The sequence below is a fragment of the Hungatella hominis genome (assembly GCF_014288005.1).
Classification (GTDB): Bacteria; Bacillota; Clostridia; order Lachnospirales; family Lachnospiraceae; genus Hungatella; species Hungatella effluvii.
In genome coordinates, this window is sequence record NZ_JACOPB010000016.1 from 119081 (window position 1) to 134849 (window position 15769).

The window sequence follows — 15769 nt, forward strand, 5'->3', positions numbered from 1 at the left end:
CGGGAGGGGACTATGTCAATCAATGATTTACAGATGCTGTTTAAATTTATCGGGGGTCTGGGAATGTTTCTCTATGGCATGAATGCCATGGCGGATGGACTGCAGAAATCTGCGGGACACAGGATGCAGCAGCTGTTGGGAGCATTAACGAAGAACCGCCTGATGGGCGTGATTCTCGGAGCGGGTATTACCGCCATTATCCAGAGCAGTTCCGCCACCACGGTCATGGTCGTCGGCTTCGTAAACGCCGGGATTATGAACCTGGGCCAGGCGGTCGGCATCATCATGGGCGCCAATATCGGAACCACGGTAACCAGCTGGATCGTATCCATGAGCGAATGGGGCGAGATGCTGAAACCGGAGTTTTTCGCACCAGCTCTGGTGGGCGTGGGTGCGGTCATGACGCTGTTTTGCAAGAACAGTAAGAAGAAGCAGACGGGAGAAATTCTGGTGGGCTTCGGCGTGCTGTTTATCGGTCTGACCTTTATGTCGGCCTCCATCACTCCGTACCGCGACGCTCCTATATTTGCGCAGGCATTTGCGGTTCTGGGACGAAATCCGTTTCTCGGTATCCTTGCCGGTGCGGCGGTGACCGGAATTATCCAGAGTTCTTCCGCGTCGGTGGGTATCCTGCAGACACTGGCGTTAAACGGAATCGTGAACTGGCAGTCTGCCATCTTCATCACGCTGGGACAGAATATCGGCACGTGCGTGACGGCGCTGATCTCCAGCGTCGGAGCCAATAAGACGGCGAAGCAGGCGGCCGGAATCCACCTTCTCTTTAATACGGTGGGGGCCGTGATCTTCGGAATTGTGATGTATATCATCTTTAAACTGAATCCGGTGTTTGCGTCATCGACGATCAGCAGTGTGGAAATCTCTATCTTCCATACCGTATTTAATGTGAGCAATACGATACTCTTATTTCCCTTCGCGGGCCTTCTGGTAAAGGCATCAAGCTTCATGATCAGAGGCAGCAAAAAGGGAAAGGAAGAGACGGAAGGCTCCCAGATGGAGCGCCACCTGGACGAGAGAATTTTAGAGACGCCGTCCTTCGCCATTGAGAATGCGACACAGGAAGTAATCAACATGGGGAAAGCGGCGCTGGAGAATTTTGATATTGCGACAGCGGCCTTACTGGATAACAGCAGGGCGGAAGCGGAGCAGGTGGAGAAGCTGGAGGCAAAGATCAACCAGTACGAGAAGCTTCTGACCTCCTATCTGGTCAAGATTAACAATCAGTCCCTGAATGAGGAACAGCATCTGCTGGTGAAGAATTTATTCTATACGGTCAGCAACTTTGAACGCGTCAGCGACCACTGTGAGAACCTGTCGGAGCTGGCAGTGGAGAAGGCGGACAAGAATATCGTATTTTCCGTGGAAGCGGCCGGCGAGATGAAGGAAATGATAAAGACGGTGCGTTCCGCACTGGAGCACGCCATCAACGCCAGAGGCGGCGCCGGTATGTCTGAGGTACGGGCCGTGGTGCAGAGTGAGGAGAGCGTGGACATGCTGGAGGAAGAACTGAGAGAACGCCATATTGAGCGTCTGTCCAGCCATAAGTGTACGCCGGAAAACGGCATCGTATTTTTGGAGGCATTGAGCAACCTGGAACGTATTTCGGATCACGCCCATAACATAGCGGGATTTGTGAGAGATGAGATGTAGGAGGCGCGTATGGAAAGAATCTATGTGGTAGAAGACGACGACAATATCAGGGATTTAATCAGAATTGCCCTGGAGGGCTTCGGGTATAGTGTCTCCGCCTTTGAGATGGCGGAAGACGCCCTCAAAAGCATTGAGACAGACATGCCGGATCTGGCGGTGTTCGACCTGATGCTTCCGGGGATGGACGGCCTGAGTGCGATAAAGAGAATCCGGAAAAATGATGCCCTGGCAGACATGCCCATTATCATTCTGACCGCCAAGGACAGGGAATTTGACAAGGTGGCAGGACTGGATGGCGGCGCTGATGACTATATGACCAAGCCCTTCGGCGTCATGGAGCTGGCGGCCAGAATCAGGAGTCTGCTCCGCCGCAGGGCGAGAAACCAGACAGAGGAAGAGGTTTTAGAGAAATACTGCATCAGTCTGAATAAAAAGACCAGAGAGGTTTTAAGCAGCGGGAAAAAGGTAGAGCTGACTTTAAAAGAATTCGAACTGCTTTTGTACCTTATGGAGAATCAAAGCAAGGTGGTCACCCGGGATGAACTCTTAAATCACATCTGGGGCTACGATTACGACGGAGAGACGAGGACGCTGGATATGCATATCCGAACGCTCCGCCAGAAGCTGGGCGAGGAGGGCGGCTTCTGCATCCGCACGGTGCGCGGTGTGGGTTACCGCTTTGTGAAGACGGAGGAAGGCTGATATGCGGAAGGCCATATTTGTAAAATTTATTCAGGTAATCCTGGCGGCGCTGATCTTAAGCAGCGCCATCTTTTATATAGCAGCCAGCAGCGCGCTCTTAAAGAGCTCCAGAAAGGACATGACCTACACTCTGCGGGCCATCGACAGCGTTCTCGACTATAGCGGGGATTTACAGGGCGAGGTGATGATGCTGGAGGAGACGGTGAATGACAACAGCAGCCGTTTTACGGTCATCAGAAAGGACGGTAGCGTCGCGGCCGACACGGGCGTGGTGGATACTTCTTCCATGGACAACCACCTGGACCGGGAGGAGATTAAGGAAGCACTGGAATCGGGGAGCGGCTCCTCCAGGAGATATTCCGATACGCTGAAGAAAAATATGCTGTACGTGGCTTATGAATCGGATCATTCTGACTATATACTGCGGCTGGCGGTACCGTTTACCGGATTTAAGGAGTATTTGATCCTCCTTCTTCCAGCCGTCTGGCTCAGCTTTCTGGTGGCGCTCATTTATTCCGCCTGCTCGGCCGACAGCTTTGCGGCCTCCATCACGAAGCCGCTGAAGGAGATATCGCAGGAGATGCTGAAGGTCAACGGGGACTACACGGAGCTGACCTTTGAGACGTACCAGTATCCGGAAATCAACATTATCGCGGAGACGACGACGGAAATGTCAAAGAATGTCAAGGAGTATCTAAACCAGATCGAACTGGAACGGCAGATCCGGCAGGAATTCTTCAGCAACGCCTCCCACGAGTTAAAGACGCCGATCACGTCGGTACAGGGCTACGCAGAGCTTCTGGAGAGCGGAATTATTCAGGATGAGGAACAGAAAAAGGACTTCATCCGGCGGATCAAGAAAGAAGCGATCCACATGACCAGCCTGATTAACGATATCCTGATGATCTCCAGGCTGGAGACGAAGGAGGCCGAAGAGGCGCGCCAGGATGTCCGGATGTCCATCGTTCTGGAGGACGTGCTGGAATCGCTGAAGCCGCTGGCAGCCTCCAATGAAGTTCTGGTCCACGCGGACTGCAAACCGCTGTGCATCTACGTAAGCGTCCGCCAGATGACGGAGCTTTTAAGCAATCTGCTCAGCAACGCCATAAAGTACAACAAACCGGGCGGAGAGGTCTGGGTGACCATTACAGAAGAAGACAAGGAAATGATCATACGGGTAAGGGACAACGGCATGGGAATTCCAAAGGAATCCCTTGGGCGCATCTTCGAGCGGTTTTACCGGGTGGACAAGGGACGAAGCCGCAAACAGGGCGGAACCGGCCTGGGATTATCCATTGTAAAGCACATTGCGGGTTATTATCACGGAACGATTACGGTACAGTCTGAACTGGAGGAAGGGACGGAATTTACGGTAAAGATTCCAATTTGACGAATTTTGTGATAGAATGAAAAAGGCTAATCACAAAAGGAGGTGTGCGGAGTATGAATCAATTTGTATTAACATGCTGTTCCACGGCAGATATGAAGAAAACGTATTTTGACGAACGTCAGATTCCCTATGTCTGTTTCCACTACTTAATGGACGGGGTGTCCTACCCGGATGATTTGGGACAGAGCATGCCGTTTGATGAGTTTTACAACAGGATTTCAAAAGGCGCCATGCCGACTACATCACAGGTCAACGTGGCTGAGTTCCATGATTTTTTTGGAGCTATATTAGAGGAGGGAAAGGATATTCTCCATATCAGCCTTTCCTCCGGTATTTCAGGGACCTATAATTCCGCCTGCAGCGCGGTGGAAGAGCTGAAGGAAGAGTACCCGGACCGGAAGATTCTGGTGGTGGACTCCCTGGGGGCTTCTTCCGGCTATGGACTGCTGGTGGACGCGGCCGCGGATTTACGCGACCAGGGCCTTTCTCTGGAAGAGGCGTACCGGATCACGATGGAGCGGAGACTTCACGTGCATCACTGGTTCTTTTCCACGGATTTAACCAGCTTCAAGCGGGGCGGCCGTATTTCTGCGACCTCAGCCATGTTGGGGACCGTATTAAACATATGCCCGCTGATGAACATGGATCACGAGGGACATTTGATTCCCCGTCATAAGATCAGGACAAAGAAAAAGGCGATGCAGGAAGCGGTCCGGATGATGGAAGAGCACGCCGATGGAAAGAACGGGTACAAAGGGAAATGCTTCATCTCCTGTTCTGCCTGTGAAGACGACGCCAGGGCTGTGGCCGAACTGGTGGAGACGCGCTTTCCGGAGCTGAACGGCAGCGTGCTGATCAACAGCATCGGAACCGTCATCGGAGCCCATACGGGACCGGGAACCGTGGCTTTGTTTTTCTTCGGAGACGAAAGAAAGGATTGACAAAAAAAGCAGGCAGTGATAGACTGACATACAACAGGGAGCTCGTGCGGCGGGCTGAGAGGAAGTGCTCAAACTTCGACCTATTACCTGATTTGGATAATGCCAACGTAGGGAAATATGAGATGACAGGGATATTTGCCGCCCATACCAGACGTTTGGTATGGGCGCTTTTTTTGTTTCATGGGAAAGTTTGTCCTATGAAACAAAAAACTCCGGGGGCTGCTGAAGCGGCCGCGCTCCGGCGCACGAGTCCGGCTTGCCGGACTCTTTGTATGTTATAGAAAAACACAGGAGGAACTGAAGATGAAATTTAATGTTAAGAAACTGGTAGTGAGCGGCATGCTGACCGCTCTGGCGGTGGCACTGTCCACCTTTTCCGTGCCGATCGGGGCGTCGAAATGTTTCCCGATTCAGCACATGGTAAACGTCATGGCGGGCGTATTTCTGGGTCCGGTCTACGGTATGGCGATCGCTTTCTGTACGTCGCTCATCAGAAACCTGATGGGTACGGGAAGCCTTCTTGCATTTCCGGGAAGCATGGTGGGGGCGCTGCTCTGCGGGCTGGCCTACCGCTGGACCGGAAAACTGACCGCCGCCTATGCGGCCGAGATCATCGGCACCGGTATAATCGGAGCGACGCTCTGCTATCCGGTTGCGGCGATTCTTATGGGAAAAGAGGTCGCCCTGTTTTTCTATGTGGCGCCATTTTTGATGAGTACGCTGTGCGGAACGGCCATCGCGGCGATTCTGATCGGCGTTCTCTGCCGTTCCGGCGCGTTTGGATACTTAAAACGCCAGGTTGCGGCAAAAGAATAGGCGGAGAAATTATTCTCCGCCGGTAATACGGGCGATCATGCGGTTGGGAAGGCAGATGATGGCTTCCCCGGTCCGCCGGATCGTCCCCTGGTTGACACAGACCTTATCCGGGCAGCTGGCCTCGGTGACGTGAACCGTTCCGTCTTTAATGACGATGTGGTTCGTTCCGCCGTTCCAGCCTTCGACGGTGAACTCTGTGTCTTTATTTAAATCAAGGGTTTCAATTACAACTCCATCCACCGATATTTCGACTCTCATAGGTGGTTTTGAAAAAATAATCCGCGTACCTGCATAAAGCAGCGCGGAAACTGCTAAAATAACAAGGATCAGAACGAGCTCCTTCTTCTTTTTTCCGATATGTTTATTCTCTGCACTCATCATTTTCTTTCCTGTTCTTTGTACTTTCGAGCAATACTGTGTTGAATTAGCATTATAAAGTGCTAAAATCCTACATATTTTTCCAATTCTCCAGCAATTGTCCTTCATAGTATAACACAATTTCCAGAATTATACATGAAGTTATAAAAATTTTATAAAATAATCAAAATCATTAAAAAAAGCATTGCTTGTATCGTTAAGAATATGTTAAAATAAAAACAAAGTAGTAAATCGTACATTTCAGGAGGAAATCATGAATAAAGGCAGTATGGATACGAAGAAAAAGGGACTGATCGGGCTGGGTGCGCTGGTGGTTCTGGCGGGAGCAACAATACTCGGATCCGATCCGCTTTACAAAGCAATTGATGATATGGCACGTCCGGCGATCTACACGGCGGGAACGTACACGGCATCTGCCCGCGGATATGGCGGACCCGTTACCGTAACGGTTAAGGTTTCCACAAAGGCGATCGAATCGATCGATGTAGTGGGAGAGAAAGAGACACTTCTGGATCAGGTAGTACCATCTCTTCCGGATGCAATTATTGGAAAACAGACGCTGGATATGGATGCGGTTTCAGGCGCCACACTCAGCAGCAATGCAATCATTAAAGCGGTGGAAAAGGCGCTTGCTGAAGCAAGAGGCGAAGCCGCGGAAGAAGAGACAACAAAGGCAGAGGAAACAGCGACTGGCTGGAATGACGGTACATATTCCTATGAATCCCCTGAATTCGATGACAACGGATACAAGGATCAGGTGAATATGACCATCAAGGACGGCAAGATTACGGCGCTTTCCTGGGACTGTGTCGATAAAGACGGAAAACTGAAGAGCAATCTCTCAATGGATGGCCAGTACGTTATGACAGAAGACGGCCCGAAGTGGTATGAGCAGGCGGATGCAGTCGTGCAATACGTGCTGGATCATCAGTCTCTGGACGGCCTGATCAATGAAGAAGGCTATACCGATACGGTAGCTTCCGTAAGTATTAACTTATATGGATTTGTAAACGGTGTGAAGGACTGCCTGAAGCAGGCGGCCGGAGAAGCCGGAACAAAGGCCGGTTGGAACGACGGATCTTACTCTTATGAGGCGCCGGAGTTCGACAGCAACGGATACAAGGATCAGGTAGCCATGACCATTAAGGGCGGCAAGATCACCTCTCTTACCTGGGACTGTGTGGATAAGGACGGAAAGCTGAAGAGCAACTTATCCATGAACGGCGAATACGTGATGACGGAGGATGGCCCGAAGTGGCACGAGCAGGCGGACGCGGTCGTGAAATACGTGCTGGATAACCAGTCTCTGGACGGTCTGATCAATGCAGATGGCTACACCGATACGGTAGCTTCCGTGAGCATTAACTTATACGGATTTGTAAACGGTGTGAAGGACTGTCTGAAGCAGGCAGCCGGAGAAGCCGGAACGAAGGCTGGATGGAACGACGGGTCTTACACTTACGAGGCGCCGGAATTTGACAGCAACGGTTATAAAGACCAGGTGGCCATGACCGTCAAAGGCGGCAAGATCACAGCCCTTACCTGGGACTGCGTGGATAAGGACGGAAAACTGAAGAGCAACTTATCCATGACCGGCGAGTATGTGATGACAGAGGACGGCCCGAAGTGGCACGAGCAGGCAGATGCGGTTGTGAAATACGTGCTGGATAACCAGTCTCTCGATAATTTAATCGACGCGGATGGCTATACCGATACGGTGGCGTCTGTAAGCATTAACCTGTACGGATTTGTAAATGGAGTGAAGGACTGCCTGCGTCAGGCATCTTCGGAAACCGCGGCAAAGAGCAGCTGGAACGACGGATCCTTCTCCTATGAGGCGCCGGAGTTTGACAGCAACGGATATAAGGATCAGGTTTCCATGACCGTGAAGGATGGAAAGATCACGGCTCTCACCTGGGACTGCGTGGATAAAGACGGAAAGAAAAAGAGCAATCTCTCCATGGACGGTGAGTACGTCATGACGGAGGATGGCCCGAAGTGGCATGAGCAGGCGGATGCAGTCGTAAAATACGTGCTGGAGAACCAGTCGCTCGACGGCCTGATCAATGAGGACGGCTATACCGATACGGTGGCTTCCGTGAGCATCAATTTATACGGCTTTGCCGGCGGCGTGGAGGACTGTCTGCGCCAGTCTTCGGAAGGCGGTACAGCGGCGGCTTCCGTGAACGCGGTAAAGGATGGAAGCTACTCCTATGAATCTCCGGAATTTGACGGCAACGGCTATAAGGATCAGGTTGCCATGACAATCAAGGACGGAAAGATCACGGCTCTCACCTGGGACTGTGTGGATAAGGACGGAAAGAAAAAGAGCAGCTTATCCATGAACGGCGAGTACGTGATGACAGAAGACGGCCCGAAGTGGCATGAACAGGCGGAATCGGTTGTGGCCTACGTGCTGGATAACCAGTCTCTGGACGGTCTGATCAATGAAGATGGCTATACCGATACCATCGCCTCCGTAAGCATTAATTTATACGGATTTACAGGCGGTGTGGAAGACTGTTTGAAGCAGGCTTCCAAGTAAACAGTGATGCGTGATTAGAATTTTAACAATTGCCGGACTTTTCGAAGTCTGGCAATTGTATTTTACACCGGAAATATGGTAAGATGATAGGCGGAACAAAAAAGGAGGTAAGACTATGACAGGAAAGACGGAACAAAGTCCCGCCCATAAGACGGCGCTTTACGGCATGCTGATTGCGCTTGCCTTCGTGTTAAGCTTCGTAGAGACGCTGATCCCCATTTCCCTTGGGGTTCCGGGTGTGAAGCTGGGGCTGGCCAATCTGGTGACGGTCGTGGGCCTCTATACGGTCGGAATCGGCGGAACCGTGGCTGTTTCCATGATCCGTATCGTGCTGGTGGCGTTTACCTTTGGTAATGTCTTCAGCATGATGTACAGCCTCGGCGGCTGGGCCTTAAGCATTCTGCTGATGATCCTGTGCAAAAAGCGGGAATGGTTCAGCTCTGTGGGAATCAGCGTCATCGGCGGCGTGGGCCATAACATCGGCCAGCTGTGTGTGGCGGCGCTGGTGGTAAAGCAGGCGGGAGTCTTTGTTTATCTGCCCGTGCTTCTGATTGCAGGTACGGCCGCCGGCCTCGTGATCGGTCTGGTCGGAGGGCTGATCGTGGAACGGCTTCCCCGCTTTATAAAAAAATTATAGGAAAAACAAAGGATATCGTATTGTTTTACGCGTACCCTCAAGTTATAATAGAGGGAAACAGTCATGAAGAAAACAGGAGGGATTGGGATGATTTATGAGGCAATAAAGAAACTGGTGCAGTACGGATTGGATACAGGACTGATTACGGAGGTTGATAAGATCTATGCCACGAACCAGATTCTTGACGTGATGCGGATGGACGAGTATGAAGAACCGGAAGGTGAGTCAGTTGAGACCGATTTGGAATCCGTTTTAAAGGAATTGCTGGATTATGCCCATGAGACGGGAGTTATGCCGGAGGACAGCATTACATACCGGGACTTATTCGATACAAAACTGATGAACTGCCTGATGCCTAGACCTGGTGAGATCGAGAAGAAATTCTGGGAGATCTATGATGGGGAGTCACCGGAGGCAGCCACGGATTACTATTATAAACTGAGCCAGGATTCAGACTACATCAGACGGTACCGCATCAAAAAGGATATGAGATGGGTAACGCCCACGAAGTACGGCGATCTCGATATTACCGTCAACTTATCCAAGCCTGAGAAGGACCCGAAGGCCATTGCGGCCGCTAAGCTGGCAAAACAGAGCGGTTATCCCAAGTGCCAGCTCTGTATGGAGAACGAGGGATACGCAGGCAGAACAAATCATCCCGCCAGGAACAACCACCGGATCATTCGTTTAAAAATTAACGACAGCAGGTGGGGCTTTCAGTATTCCCCATACGTATATTATAACGAGCACTGTATCGTGTTTAACGGACAGCACATTCCCATGAAGATCGAGAAGAACACCTTTGTCAAGCTGTTCGATTTCGTCAGGCTGTTCCCTCACTACTTCCTGGGCTCCAACGCGGATCTACCGATTGTGGGCGGTTCTATCCTGTCTCATGATCATTTCCAGGGCGGCAACTATACCTTTGCCATGGCGAAGGCGCCGATCGAGAAGTATTACCAGATGGAAGAGTTTCCGGGTGTGGAAGCCGGCATCGTGAAATGGCCGATGGCCGTCCTCAGAACCCGCAGCAAGAATCCGGACGACTTAATCCGGCTGGGAGACCGGGTATTGCAGACGTGGAGAGGCTATACGGACGAGGAAGCGTTTATTTTCGCAGAGACTGACGGGGAACCGCATAATACAATTACTCCAATTGCCAGGAAAAAGGGAGAGATGTACGAGCTGGACCTGGTGCTCCGGAACAATATTACGACGGAGGAGTATCCCTTAGGCGTATACCATCCTCATCAGGAGCTTCATCACATCAAGAAGGAGAACATCGGCCTGATCGAGGTGATGGGACTGGCCGTCCTTCCTTCCAGACTGAAGGCCGAGCTAAGCCTTTTGGCCGAGTATATTCTGGAGAAAAAGGATATCCGCAGCAACGAGATGATCGAGAAGCACGCGGACTGGGTAGAAGAATTCCTGCCCCAGTATCCGGAGATCACGAAGGATACGATTGACGGGATTTTAAAGAAGGAAGTAGGCCTTGTATTCGAGCGCGTCCTTGAGGATGCGGGCGTCTACAAGTGCGGCGGAGAGGGCAGGGAAGCGTTCGGACGTTTCCTCCACAGCACCGGCTTTCTGGAAGCATAAAGTAGTTTTTGCAGGGTAAAAAGTGATAAAACAATTTCTCTGTTTTCGGCATTTTTAACAAAAATCCACTTTAATGCGTTAAACACACATAAATTTAAAGCAATGAAATTGACGGGGTGGATTTTTTGTAGTATGATACCAATTAAGTTCAGATCGAACGAGATTTGTGAAGAAGAGGAGAGATTGGTTATGAAAAAAACAGCAAAAGTGGCATCACTCATCCTGGCAGGCGCCATGATGATTTCTTTAACGGCATGTGGGAGCAAGCCGGCGGAGACGACCGCGGCACCAGAGACAACGACGGCAGAGGCGGTTTCCTCCGCAGCTGAGACGAAGGCAGAAGAGACGACAGCAGAAGCGGCCGGGACGGACGACGGCAAGCAGTTTAAGATCGGTGTTCTTCAGCTGGTGCAGCATTCCGCGCTGGACGCGGCAAACAAGGGATTTATCCAGGCGCTCGATGACGCCGGACTTAATTATACGGTAGACCAGCAGAACGCCTCCGGCGATCAGCCGACCTGCCAGACCATCGCCAGCAAGCTGGTGAATGACGGCGACGACTTAATCCTTGCGATTGCGACTCCGGCAGCACAGGCAGTGGCAGGTGCGACAACGGATATCCCGATTCTCCTTACGGCGGTTACTGACCCGGCAGAGTCTGATTTAGTAGAGAGTAACGATGTTCCGGGTGGTAATGTCAGCGGTACTTCCGACTTGACTCCTGTAAAGGAGCAGGTTGATTTATTAAAGCAGATTCTTCCGGATGCACAGACCATTGGCGTACTTTACTGCTCGGCAGAGTCCAATTCCGAGATTCAGGCGAAGATGGCGAGAGAAGCTATTGAGGCCAAGGGCATGAAGGCCGTTGATTATACGGTATCGAACTCCAATGAACTTCAGACTGTAGTTACCTCCATGGTAGGCAATGTGGACGCGATCTACGCGCCTACAGACAACACCATCGCAGCAGGGATGGCGACGGTTGCTATGGTTGCGAGTGACAACGGAATCCCGGTTATCTGCGGAGAAGAGGGAATGGTGAACGCAGGCGGCCTGGCTACATACGGAATCGACTACTTCCAGCTTGGTTACTTAACCGGCCAGCAGGCTGTCAGAATCCTGACAGAAGGCGCTGATATCTCTCAGATGCCGATTGAATACCTGCCGGCAGACAAGTGCAATCTGACTGTAAACGAAGATACCGCGGCAGCGCTTGGGATCGACGTTTCCGGTCTCAAATAAAAGAATATTTATGAACAGGCAGATGCCAGCAGCGGCAGGCATCTGTCTGTTTCTACATAAATGCTTTACATAAAGAATGCGGAAGTGTATTCTTTATGTAAGGCATTTATGAGCGTTATTACAGACGCTTAAGGAAATGCCAGAAAGATAAAGATGCGGAGGAATGGTTGAATGAACGGTTTACTGGTATCCCTTCAGGATGCGGTAGTACAGGGAGTCTTATGGGGAATTATGGTACTGGGTGTCTACATCACCTACAAGCTTTTGGACATTGCCGATTTGACGGTGGATGGAAGTTTTGCCCTGGGCGGCTGTGTCTGCGCCGTCATGGTATTGAACAGAGGGATGGATCCCTGGGCCGCACTGATTGTGGCGGCAGCAGCCGGCATGGTGGCAGGAATGGTGACAGGATTCTTACATACAGTGTTTGAGATACCGGCGATTCTCGCGGGAATTTTGACGCAGATCGGACTGTGGTCCATCAATCTGCGGATCATGGGAGGCAAGAGCAATGTGCCTCTGTTAAAGACCGACACGATTTTCTCCAGGATCATCGGATGGACAGGGATCAATAAGCAGGTCGCTTCCCTTCTCCTGGGAGTCGGAGTTGCGATCGTGATGATCGCCTTTCTGTACTGGTTCTTCGGTACGGAGATCGGAAGCGCCATGCGTGCGACCGGCAACAACGAGGCCATGATCCGGGCGCAGGGCGTGAATACGAACTGGACCAAGCTGCTGGCGCTGACTATCAGCAACGGTCTTGTAGGCTTATCCGGGGGACTCGTATGCCAGAGCCAGAAGTATGCGGACATTGGCATGGGAACCGGCGCTATCGTCATCGGCCTGGCGGCCATCGTTATCGGCGATGTGCTCATGGGACGCCTTCGATCCTTCGGCAGCAAGCTGACCTCGGCTGTGGTAGGCTCTGTCATTTACTTCGTCATCCGCGCGGTGGTACTGAGGATGGGTATGAATGCCAACGATATGAAGCTGCTTTCCGCGGTGATCGTGGCGGTTGCCCTCTGTGTCCCTGTCGTGGTGAGAAAATGGCGGCTTAAGAAGGCTTACACGGAAGGGGGAGAATAATTATGCTGGATATTCAGAATGTCAGAAAGACTTTTAATAAGAATACGATCAACGAGAAAAAAGCGTTAAACGGCATTAACCTTCATCTGGACGAAGGTGATTTTGTGACGGTTATCGGCGGCAACGGCGCGGGGAAATCCACGATGCTCAATATGATTGCGGGGGTATACCCTATCGACTCCGGCAAGATCGAGATCGACGGCGTCAACATTTCCAGGGAACCGGAGTATAAGCGTGCCCGCTACATTGGCAGAGTCTTCCAGGATCCCATGATGGGAACGGCGGCCGGCATGGAGATTCAGGAGAACATGGCTCTCGCATTTCGGCGGGGCAAGACGCGCGGCCTGGGCTGGGGAATCAAGGCCAACGAGAAGGATTTCTACCACGATGCCTTATTGAAGCTGGGGCTGGGACTCCAGACCCGCATGACCAACAAGGTAGGTCTGTTGTCTGGCGGTCAGAGACAGGCGCTGACGCTTCTGATGGCGACGCTTCAGAAACCGAAGCTGCTTCTGCTTGACGAGCACACCGCGGCCCTGGATCCGAAGACGGCGAAAAAGGTGCTGGAGATCACGCAGGAGATCGTGGAAGAGCAGAATCTGACGACTCTGATGATCACCCATAACATGAAGGACGCCATCTCCATCGGCAACCGCCTCATCATGATGCATGAAGGCCGCATTATCTATGATATTTCCGGGGAAGAGAAGAGGAACCTGGAGGTGGAAGACCTCTTAAAGAAATTCGAGGAAGCAAGCGGCGAAGAGTTTGCAAATGACCGAATGATCCTGGCGAAGTAGCATCGTATACATATTTATGTCACAGAATCGTTACATAATCTTAATAATTATTTATTCTTTCTATATCGCAATAACCGACAAATTATGCTATACTAAGACGGATAGGCTCGTAGTCTGACTTGACTGTTTCAAGCCAAAAACGATGATGGAGTGAATATTACACAATGGAAAACAAAAGCGATAAAAGTGACAAAAAAGATTACATCGTTCATCTGAACAAAGCCAGAAAGAAGCGTAATAAGAATGATTTTGAGAGATACATCATTCTGGCAGTGATAGCGGTTGTGGTGGTTGTAATCCTCCTGTTTGCCGGGAAGGCCATAGCAAAGCGTGTATCGGCAGGGGCGGAAAAGACGACCGCAGCGACAGAGACGGAGAGCCAGGCGGAAGACCCGGGACAGCTGAAGATTGCTGCGAAGGAAGCCGAGGAGTCTGAGGCAGAAGCACAGGCAAAGAAGACGGAAGAGGAAAAAAAGGCGGTTGTCGATTCCTATCAGAATCTGGGAATTGTTCAGGTTTCCGGATATTTGAATGTGAGAAAAGAACCGAATACTTCGGCGGATATTGTTGGAAAGCTGATGGGAGACAGTGCCTGTGAGATATTAGACAGTACCCAGGAGGGCTGGTATAAGATTTCTTCCGGCGGCATCGAGGGATATATTGATTCCCAGTATGTCCTGACAGGTGATGAGGCGAAGACGAAAGCCTATGAGCTGGTGGCACTGCGGGCGATCGTGCAGGTTGACAACTTAAATATCAGAAAAGAGGCCAATACCACGTCGGATGTTGTGGGACAGGGCCTTATAAACGAGCGGTACGAGGTCATCGATCAGGTCGACGGCTGGGTTCAGATTCCGTCCGGCTATATGTCGGCTGATTACGTCAAGCTGGAGTATGCGTTAAACGAGGCCAGGAAGCTGGATCTGAAGGCCATGATCTTCAATATGTACAAGAACATCGGTATCTCAGATGTGGATAACTATTTAAACGTCAGGGAAGAGCCCAGCGAGGACGGCAAGGTAATTGCTAAGATGCCGAGCAAGGCGGCGGGCAACATTCTCGAGACGACGGACAATGGCTGGTACAAGATCCAGTCCGGTAAGATCACCGGCTACGTGAAATCCGATTTTATTCTGACCGGACAGGCAGCCAAGGATGAGGCGCTTAAGGTCGCTGAGCTGATGGCCATCGTGAACACGGACATGCTGAACGCCCGGTCCGAACCGTCCACCGATTCCAAGATCTGGACCCAGATCTCGAATAACGAGAAGTATCCGGTATTGAAACAGATTGACGGCTGGGTAGAGATCGAGCTGGAAGAGGACAGCAACGCTTATGTGGCATCGGATTACGTCGATGTAAGGTATGCGCTGCCTGAGGCGATCAAGTTCTCACCGCTGGAGGAAAAGGCCAACGCGGCGGCTTCTCTCAGGACCCAGATTGTAAACTACGCACTGCAGTTCCTGGGCAATCCCTACGTATGGGGCGGCACCAGCCTGACCAAGGGCGCGGACTGTTCCGGATTTACACTCTCCGTATTCGGTCATTTTGGCATCAGCCTTCCGCACTATTCCGGTTCGCAGGCGAATATGGGAAAAGCAGTGAAGTCCAGCGAGATGCGTCCGGGAGATCTCGTATTCTATGCGAACAGTAAAGGAACTATCAATCATGTGGGAATCTATATCGGCAACGGCCAGATCGTCAACGCGGCCAGCCGGAGAAGCGGTATTAAGATCTCGACATGGAACTACAGAACACCGGTGAGAATCAGGAATATACTGGGAGATTAATCCATATAAGAGAGCATGCGCAGAACCATAGACAGTTTTCTGCGCATGCTTTTTTCCTTTCTAGGAAACTTCGCAAATCGGCCAAGATAGTGTATAATGGACTTGAAATAAAAAATCACATAACAAAAGAGCGAATGTAGTGATTCGCCACGACGTTGATTATGTAGTTTTTTGT

The 15769-nt window shown here is 51.1% G+C and carries 13 protein-coding genes and 1 riboswitch; of the genes, 12 read left to right on the top strand and 1 reads right to left on the bottom strand.

The genetic code is table 11. The annotated features are described in order from the left end of the window. Nucleotides 1-12: 12 nt before the first annotated feature. The 5 genes from H8S75_RS25415 (at nt 13) to thiW (ending at nt 5517) form a co-directional block, all read left to right on the top strand. Entirely contained in the window at nt 13-1668 is a 1656-nt protein-coding gene (locus tag H8S75_RS25415; RefSeq protein WP_187023904.1) for a Na/Pi cotransporter family protein, read from the top strand. A 9-nt stretch (nt 1669-1677) separates the two neighbouring features. After that, on the top strand, nt 1678-2370 hold the full coding sequence (locus H8S75_RS25420; protein WP_187023905.1) for a response regulator transcription factor: 693 nt from the start codon (nt 1678-1680) through the stop codon (nt 2368-2370). Between the two features lies 1 nt (nt 2371). Then, nucleotides 2372-3760: a sensor histidine kinase gene (locus H8S75_RS25425; RefSeq protein ID WP_187023906.1), complete on the top strand. Its 1389-nt coding sequence runs from the start codon at nt 2372-2374 to the stop codon at nt 3758-3760. Between the two features lie 53 nt (nt 3761-3813). Then, complete coding sequence (locus H8S75_RS25430; protein ID WP_187023907.1) at nt 3814-4701, top strand: DegV family protein; 888 nt, start codon at nt 3814-3816, stop codon at nt 4699-4701. Between the two features lie 24 nt (nt 4702-4725). Continuing rightward, a riboswitch (TPP riboswitch) is annotated at nt 4726-4833 on the top strand. Between the two features lie 171 nt (nt 4834-5004). Beyond that, nucleotides 5005-5517, top strand: a complete 513-nt coding sequence (gene thiW, locus H8S75_RS25435; protein ID WP_187023908.1) for an energy coupling factor transporter S component ThiW — start codon at nt 5005-5007, stop codon at nt 5515-5517. Nucleotides 5518-5526: 9 nt separating this feature from the next. Here thiW and H8S75_RS25440 read toward each other — a convergent pair whose 3' ends face one another. Next, nucleotides 5527-5898 (bottom strand): NusG domain II-containing protein, encoded by a 372-nt coding sequence (locus tag H8S75_RS25440; protein WP_187023909.1) that lies wholly within the window; start codon nt 5896-5898, stop codon nt 5527-5529. 250 nt (nt 5899-6148) lie between these two features. On the opposite strand from H8S75_RS25440, the gene H8S75_RS25445 reads away from it, so the two are divergent. The 7 genes from H8S75_RS25445 to H8S75_RS25475 all read left to right on the top strand — a co-directional run bounded on the left by H8S75_RS25445 (nt 6149) and on the right by H8S75_RS25475 (nt 15594). Then, a complete protein-coding gene (locus H8S75_RS25445; protein ID WP_187023910.1) occupies nt 6149-8440 on the top strand; it encodes an FMN-binding protein in 2292 nt (763 codons plus the stop codon). Nucleotides 8441-8555: 115 nt separating this feature from the next. Next, the gene (locus H8S75_RS25450; RefSeq protein WP_055652877.1) at nt 8556-9077 is read left to right on the top strand and encodes a Gx transporter family protein; all 522 of its coding nucleotides are present in this window, start codon (nt 8556-8558) and stop codon (nt 9075-9077) included. Nucleotides 9078-9164: 87 nt separating this feature from the next. Beyond that, on the top strand, nt 9165-10676 hold the full coding sequence (gene galT, locus H8S75_RS25455) for a UDP-glucose--hexose-1-phosphate uridylyltransferase (RefSeq protein ID WP_243270450.1): 1512 nt from the start codon (nt 9165-9167) through the stop codon (nt 10674-10676). Nucleotides 10677-10865: 189 nt separating this feature from the next. Further along, a complete protein-coding gene (locus tag H8S75_RS25460) occupies nt 10866-11918 on the top strand; it encodes an ABC transporter substrate-binding protein (RefSeq protein WP_187023912.1) in 1053 nt (350 codons plus the stop codon). A 171-nt stretch (nt 11919-12089) separates the two neighbouring features. Continuing rightward, nucleotides 12090-13004 carry an ABC transporter permease gene (locus tag H8S75_RS25465; RefSeq protein WP_187023913.1) on the top strand — a complete coding sequence of 305 codons (915 nt, stop codon included), beginning with the start codon at nt 12090-12092 and terminating at the stop codon, nt 13002-13004. 2 nt (nt 13005-13006) lie between these two features. Next, entirely contained in the window at nt 13007-13804 is a 798-nt protein-coding gene (locus tag H8S75_RS25470; protein ID WP_029466354.1) for an ABC transporter ATP-binding protein, read from the top strand. Nucleotides 13805-13968: 164 nt separating this feature from the next. Continuing rightward, nucleotides 13969-15594, top strand: a complete 1626-nt coding sequence (locus tag H8S75_RS25475) for a C40 family peptidase (protein WP_187023914.1) — start codon at nt 13969-13971, stop codon at nt 15592-15594. The last annotated feature ends 175 nt before the right edge of the window (nt 15595-15769 follow it).